The following is a 1,669-nucleotide window of genomic DNA, read 5'->3' on the forward strand; positions in this document are numbered from 1 at the left end:
GGGTGAAGCTGCCGAGATTGCCGCTCTGCGAGACGATGCCGACCGAGCCCGCCGCGGGAAAGGACGATTCCAGCGCCACCGAGAAAGTGGCGATGCTCTTGTCCGGCACGCCGATCGCGCCCAGGCAGTTGGGGCCGACGATGCGCATGCCGCTGGCGCGCGCCACCTCGCCGATGCGCGCCTGCAGGCGGCTGCCCTCCTCGCCCATTTCGGAGAAACCTGCGGACAGGATGACCGCGGCCTTCACGCCGCGCTGCGCGCAGTCCTGCACCGCGTCGAGCACGCCCGCGGGCGGCACCGCAATCACTGCGAGCTCGGGCACCTCGGGCAGTTCCGCCACACTCGCATAAGCCTGCAGCGACTGCACCAGGCCGCCCTTGCGGTTGATCGGATAGATGCCGCCCCCATAGCCGTACTTCTGCAGGAACTGCAGCGGCCGGCCACCGATCTTGGTGACGTCGTCGGAGGCGCCGAAGATCGCGATCGAGCGCGGCTTGAACAGCGCGTCGAGGCCGTGGCCCACTTGCGTTGCCTGCATCTCAACGACCTTTGTAGACAGGCTTGCGCTTTTCGAGGAAGGCCTTGCGGGCCTCCTGCGCATCCTCGGTCTTGGCCAGCGCCATCGTGATGTTCTGCTCGAAGCGGTAGCCGTCGCGCTGCGGCATCAGGTCCATCATGTTGGCCGCCTGCTTCGCATAGGCGACGGCGAGCGGCGCCTTCGAGGCGATCTCCTGCGCGATCTCCATGGCCAGCGGCATCAGCCGATCGCCGGGCACCACCTCGTCGAGCACGCCGCGGCGGTACAGCTCGGCGGCGGGCACCTTCATGCCGGTGAAGAACATGCGGCGCGTGAACGAGCGGCCGAACATGGTGCGCAGCATCGAGACGCCGCCGGCCAGGCCGACGTTGATCTCGGGCATGGCGAAGGTGGCGTCCTCGCTCGCCAGGAAGATGTCGCAGGCCGCCATGAGGCCGAAGCCGGCGCCCAGCGCCGGGCCGTTGACGGCCGCGATCACGGGCTTGGCGCATTCGCGGATCGCATTGCCCGTTTCGCGCGTCCAGCGGTTGTGGTCGAGGAAGTCGCCGGTCTTCTGCGCATCGGGCCGGTCCTTGAGGTCCGCGCCGGAGCAGAAGAACTTGCCGGTGCCCGTGAGGATCGCGACGCGCACGTCGGCGCGCTCGGAGACCTCGTCGAAGATCTCGATCAGGCGGCGGCGCGTGGCACGGTCCAGCGCATTGACCGGCGGCTTGTCGAGCCGGACGACGGCGATGTATTCGGAAACTTCCAGTTCGATGCTCATCGCACACTCCCAGCTTGGTTGGAAAAAGAAACTTGCGGCGCGGGCTCATGCGGCGCCAGCAGCAGCGCGGCGTGCAGCAGCCGGTCGCCGTAGCGGAACTCGGAGGCGATCAGGCGCTGCGCCGTGCGGGTGGCCAGCACCTCCTCGCTCACGCCCATGCCGCCGTGCATCTGGATGGCCGCTTCGGCGCAGGCGCGCGCCGACTCGGCCAGCGACACCTTGGCCAGGCGCAGCGTGCGGCGCAGGTCGGCCGCGTTCTGCTCCCAGGCATGGAAGCAGTGGATCACCAGGCCCTTGGCGCCCAGGTACTTCACGTACATGTCGGCCACGCGATGGCGCAGCACCTGGAAGCTCGCAAGCGCCACGCC

3 protein-coding genes are annotated in these 1,669 nt (G+C 68.7%); all 3 read right to left on the reverse strand.

Annotated features, from left to right (window positions below; all coding sequences use genetic code 11):
* On the reverse strand, nt 1-538 hold a 538-nt coding region (locus AC1DOC_RS32715), incomplete at its 3' end, for a CoA-binding protein (RefSeq protein WP_478131445.1).
* Nucleotide 539: 1 nt separating this feature from the next.
* The gene (locus AC1DOC_RS32720; RefSeq protein ID WP_478081520.1) at nt 540-1,301 is read right to left on the reverse strand and encodes an enoyl-CoA hydratase/isomerase family protein; all 762 of its coding nucleotides are present in this window, start codon (nt 1,299-1,301) and stop codon (nt 540-542) included.
* A partial coding sequence (locus AC1DOC_RS32725) for an acyl-CoA dehydrogenase family protein (protein WP_478131446.1) occupies nt 1,298-1,669 on the reverse strand: 372 nt, incomplete at its 5' end. The genes AC1DOC_RS32720 and AC1DOC_RS32725, both read right to left, overlap by 4 nt.

Source organism: Variovorax sp. 01T439_2 (assembly GCF_056398445.1).